Origin of the sequence: Mesorhizobium sp. M7A.F.Ca.MR.176.00.0.0 (genome assembly GCF_004023165.1) — a bacterium.
GTDB lineage: Bacteria > Pseudomonadota > Alphaproteobacteria > Rhizobiales > Rhizobiaceae > Mesorhizobium.
Map to the genome: position 1 here is coordinate 1 of NZ_RZTC01000009.1, position 4,752 is coordinate 4,752.

A 4,752-nucleotide genomic window follows, 5' to 3' on the forward strand; every position below is an offset into this window, starting at 1 on the left:
CTACTGCCTACTGCCTACTGCCTACTGCCTACTGCCTACTGCCTACTGCCTACTGTTAGCCCAAATCACGGAGCACCACTATGACGATCGCCTTCATCGGCCTAGGGAACATGGGCAATCCGATGGCCGCTAACCTGGTCAAGGCAGGGCATGCGGTGAATGGTTTCGACCTTGTGCCGGAAAACCTCACCGTCGCCCGAGAGCATGGCGTGACAGTGATGGCTAATGCCGTTGCCGCGGTGAAGGATGCCGATGTGGTGATTACGATGCTTCCCGCCGGCAAGCATGTGCTCTCCGTCTACGAAGACATCGCGCTCAAGGCCAAGCAAGGCGCACTCTTTATCGATTCCTCGACCATCGACGTCGAGTCAGCCCGCAAGGCCCATGCCGTCGCCAGGAAGCACGGGCTGTCGTCGATCGATGCACCGGTCTCGGGCGGCACCGGCGGTGCCGCGGCCGGCACGCTGACCTTCATGGCCGGAGGCTCCGATGACGCCTTTGCAACTGCCGAGCCGATCCTGAAGCCGATGGCCGGTCGCATCGTCCATTGCGGCGGCGACGGCGCCGGCCAGGCGGCAAAGATCTGCAACAACATGATCCTCGGCATTTCGATGATCGGTGTCGCCGAAGCCTTCGTGCTGGCGGAAAAGCTCGGCCTGTCACACCAGGCGCTGTTCGACGTCGCCTCGACCTCCTCCGGCCAGTGCTGGTCCTTGACCACCTACTGCCCGGTGCCCGGGCCGGTGCCGACTTCGCCCGCAAACAGGGACTACAACCCAGGATTTGCAGCGGCACTGATGCTGAAAGACCTGAAATTGTCCCAGGAAGCCGCGTATGGTGCGGGTGCTGTAACGCCGCTTGGTGCCGAAGCAGCCCAGCTCTATGCCTTATTCAACGCCCAGGGACATGGCGGGGTCGATTTCTCCGGCATAATTAATTTTCTCAGGGGTAACCCAGCGTAACCCCCGGATTTGCCGGATTTTTCCGGCTTCCTTGGGTGGAAAAAGTGCAAATTTAGATTTGCTTAAGCTCTCGATAACTCCGCGGTAACGATGTCCCTATAAAACGGACTGCGAGGCGGACATATCTCATCCGCCCGGCGCTCCGGATCAGGTCTCGCGTACCGGAGCCCGTAAGTTTCGAAAAGTGCCATAAGTTTCGCAAAGTGTTTGCGTAGCGAAGCGCCATGCGTATCTGGCAAAGCCGCGTTCCTGATGGAGCGCGGTTTTTGCATTTTGCCCTGCAGCACGTTTTGAGACATCGATAACCCGGAACTGTACTCCGGGATACCTCACATGCGCCCGCGGGCGCCTTCCGGATCATAGGGCGAGTCGGCGATCACCTTGGCCGCGCGGCGCTCGCCGAGGATGGACACCTCGAGCTCGGTGCCGGGCGACACAAGTGCCAGGGGCAACAGCGCAAGTGCGATGTCGTGACCGAAAGTGTAGGAGTAGCCCGCCGAGGTGATGTGGCCGACGAGCTCGCCTTCGCGGTAAACGCCCTCGAAGGCGAACGCGCTCGCACCATCCGTATCGATCGACAACGTGGCGATCCGGCGTGTCACCTGCTTCTGTTTTGCGACCAGTGCCGCGCGGCCGATGAAGTCCCCTTTGTCGAGGCTAATGAATCGGTCGAGGCCGCTTTCCCAGGCTGACAATTCGGGGTTCATGTCGCGATACATGGCGCGGTAGGATTTATCGAGACGAAGCGATTCCAGCGCTTGAAGTCCGGCCAGCCTCAGCCCGTGTGCCTCTCCCGATGCCAGGAGCGCATCCAGCAAATGCCGCTGATAGCAGAGAGGATGATAGAGTTCCCATCCCAGTTCGCCCGAATAGTTGACGCGCAGGAGCCGTACGTCGCTGGCCATGCCGACGGTGCCGGACTGCACGCTGAACCATGGAAAGGCTTCATTGGAGAGGTCGATCTCCGTCAGCGGCTGCAATATGTCGCGCGCCTTCGGCCCAACCACCGTGAAGCTGCCGCGATCCTCGGTAACGTTGCGCAGATGCACGCTGCCGTCTTTCGGCAACAGCCGGCTGAGATCGTCAAGGTTCCAGCGCTCTGCGCGCGGCGTCGATATGAGATAGAACAGGTCGCTGTGCAGCCGCGCCACCACATACTCGGCCTGCACGCCGCCGGCTGGCGTCAGGTGATGGGCAAGACCGACACGACCGGAACGCGGCAGTCTGTTGGCCAGGATTCCGTCGAGCCAGTCCTTGGCGCCCGGCCCGCCGACCTCGAACTTGGTCATGGGAGTCATCTCGACCAGCCCAGCGGCCTGGCGGACAGCCTGAACCTCCGCGGCGACGTGGTTCCCTTTGGGGGTCCAGCGCCAGCTGTAGACATTGCGCGCTTCGACACCGGCAGGCGCAAACCAGCTCGGCATCTCCCAGCCGTTCAACACATCCCACACCGCGCCGAGCTGGCTTAGGCGATCATAGGACGGGGCCGTTTTCTGCGGTCGCGCCGCCGGCATGTCCTGGCCAGGATAGTGCTGTGCGGCGTGGGTGCCCCAGGCTTCCCGGACCTTTGCCCGGGTCCAGTTTTTGTTTGCATAGTGGCCGAACCGACGGGGATCCAGCTCCGTCGTGTCGATGCTGTTGCCGCCCTCCACGATCCGTTCGGAGAGGTAATAGCCAATCGCACCGCCCCAAAGGATGCCTCCCGGCACCCCTTCGGCGAGCCAGACATTCTCCAGACCCCACGCCTGTCCCATCAGCGGCAGTTCATCGGCCGTCATCTGGAAAGGTCCTCGCACATTCCGCTTGATGCCGGCGCGTCCGAGCGCGGGGACCAGTTCGGTCGCACGTTCCCAGTTCCAGGACACGGCATCGAAATCCTCATCGAGCAGATCGGCGCCGAACCATTCCGGGACGCCGTTTTCAGCGAACAGCTTGAGCTGCTCGGTGCGCTCATAGGGACCGAACATCAGCCCGTCGCCTTCTTCGCGCAGATAGCCCTCGTAACCCTCGTCCCTGAGGATCGGCATTTCCGGAAGACCAAGCCGCTTGCGTTCCACAATTTCGGGAACCGCCTCGGTGATCCAGTACTGATGCAGGATCGGGATCGCGGGAATGTCCAGGCCAAGCATGGCGCCGGTCTGGCGGGCGTAATTGCCTGTTGCAAGGATGACATGTTCACAGACGATCTCGCCGCGTGAGGTCTTGACCCTCCACTCGCCGCTCGGCATGCGTTCGAAGCCCACAACCTCGGTATCGAGATGGATCTTCGCGCCAAGGTCGCGTGCACCCTTGGCCATGGCCTGGGTGACATCGGCGGGTGCGATGTGGCCGTCATCGGGATGATAAAGGGCACCCAGCATGCTGTTGTTGTCGAGCAGCGGCCAGATTTCTCGCGCTTCCGTGGGCGATACGATCCGGGCCCGCACACCCTGGACCTCGGCGACGTCCATGTAGCTTCTGTACTCGTCCAGCCTGTCGCGCGTGTTGGCAATGCGCAGCTGGCCGCATTTGTGCCAGCCGACGTTCTGGCCCGTCTCCGCCTCCAGCCCCTCATAGATTTCGATCGACCTGGCGATCATGCGGCCGACATTGCGGCTGCGCGCGTAAGAAGGGATGAGCCCCGCGGCATGCCATGTCGACCCGGCCGTAAGCTGCGTTCGCTCCAGCAATGCCACATCGGTCCAGCCGCGCTTTGCCAGGCCGTAGAGAATGCCGGCACCCACACAGCCGCCACCAACCACGACCGCACGAAAGGAACTCACCATATGCGCGTGCCCTTGTATGAAATTGCCACCGGTCCACATGAACGCATGCGCATACTGTCAGACAGCATCCGGCTTTTCAGCATATTTCCTTGTCTGGAACGCAGCAGTGGTCACCCGATTGTTGGGCCACAAAGCCGGCCGAACTGTCAGCCTTCGCGCCCGCGTTTAGGCTGCTTTTTTGCGTTTTGCCTCGCTATATTCCGATTGCAGCAGTCGGGATCGGGACATGATCTTCGTTGATCAGCACGATCGGCGCATCGGTTCCCTCGACCCTGACCACCAGCAGGCGCAGGCTCCATGTGCCGGCTGTCCGGACAGCGGTCGAATAGGCCGTGCCCTTGCCGTTGGCGCCGTGGACCGGAATGCCGAACTGGGCATCGCCGGCCCCATTTGCATTGACGTTGAGATGGCCGCCGACCCAGAAACTGTCGGTCAAATCATCACCCAACGCCGCCTTGACGCGGTCGTCGGCGCGAAGCCTGTCCATCGTCATGTGATAGGCATCGCTGCCTTTCAGGACGTAGGGAATGCTGCCGACCACCGTCGCGCAGCCGCCAATCCCGACCACCCAGACGGCAAGGCCGGCGATTGCCCAGTTGCGTTGCGTCTTGCGAAACTGTTCCGCGTCGCGCCAGGCGCGGTTCTGCCAGGCCCAGCGGCTGCCGCGTGCGCCCAGCACGATGATCATGATGATGTTGACGACAGGGATCAGCGCCAGTAACGCGACGAAAGTGCTGTTGCCGATGCCCCAGATCCAGTTGAGGAAGAAAGCGCCCCAGTTCCAGCGGTCGAGTTCGGCTGGAATTTCAGCCGGCTGGTTGAGCGGTTGTCCGGCCATCGTGTCCCCCATCGGTGACGTACCGACTGATTCTAGCGCATGAGCCCGTCAATGCGCAAAATCAAAGTTCTGCAACTCCTGTCAGGTCTTGTTGGACAGCCGGCGAAAATTCGCTTTCACGGCACGGCTTGCCGGCTTCAGCGCGGCGCTGATCGAGCGCTCCGTCGCGACCCCGTTGAACAGCGAC

The 4,752-nt window shown here is 61.8% G+C and carries 3 protein-coding genes; 1 reads left to right on the forward strand and 2 read right to left on the reverse strand.

The window, feature by feature from the left end:
• Positions 1 to 80 precede the first annotated feature (80 nt).
• Positions 81 to 962: a 3-hydroxyisobutyrate dehydrogenase gene (gene mmsB, locus EOB59_RS05350; protein WP_128287834.1), complete on the forward strand. Its 882-nt coding sequence runs from the start codon at positions 81 to 83 to the stop codon at positions 960 to 962.
• A gap of 329 nt (positions 963 to 1,291) precedes the next feature.
• On the opposite strand, the gene EOB59_RS05355 is transcribed toward mmsB, so the two are convergent.
• Together EOB59_RS05355 and EOB59_RS05360 are read right to left on the reverse strand one after the other, a co-directional pair.
• Positions 1,292 to 3,727 carry an FAD-dependent oxidoreductase gene (locus EOB59_RS05355; RefSeq protein ID WP_128287835.1) on the reverse strand — a complete coding sequence of 812 codons (2,436 nt, stop codon included), beginning with the start codon at positions 3,725 to 3,727 and terminating at the stop codon, positions 1,292 to 1,294.
• Between the two features lie 193 nt (positions 3,728 to 3,920).
• Positions 3,921 to 4,565: a cytochrome c oxidase assembly factor Coa1 family protein gene (locus EOB59_RS05360; protein WP_128287836.1), complete on the reverse strand. Its 645-nt coding sequence runs from the start codon at positions 4,563 to 4,565 to the stop codon at positions 3,921 to 3,923.
• Between the last annotated feature and the right edge of the window lie 187 nt (positions 4,566 to 4,752).

Coding starts and splice junctions, on each gene's coding strand:
- mmsB (WP_128287834.1), top strand. CDS start 81: ATGACGATCGCCTTCATCGGCCTAGGGAACATGGGCAATCCGATGGCC.
- EOB59_RS05355 (WP_128287835.1), bottom strand. CDS start 3,727: ATGGTGAGTTCCTTTCGTGCGGTCGTGGTTGGTGGCGGCTGTGTGGGT.
- EOB59_RS05360 (WP_128287836.1), bottom strand. CDS start 4,565: ATGGCCGGACAACCGCTCAACCAGCCGGCTGAAATTCCAGCCGAACTC.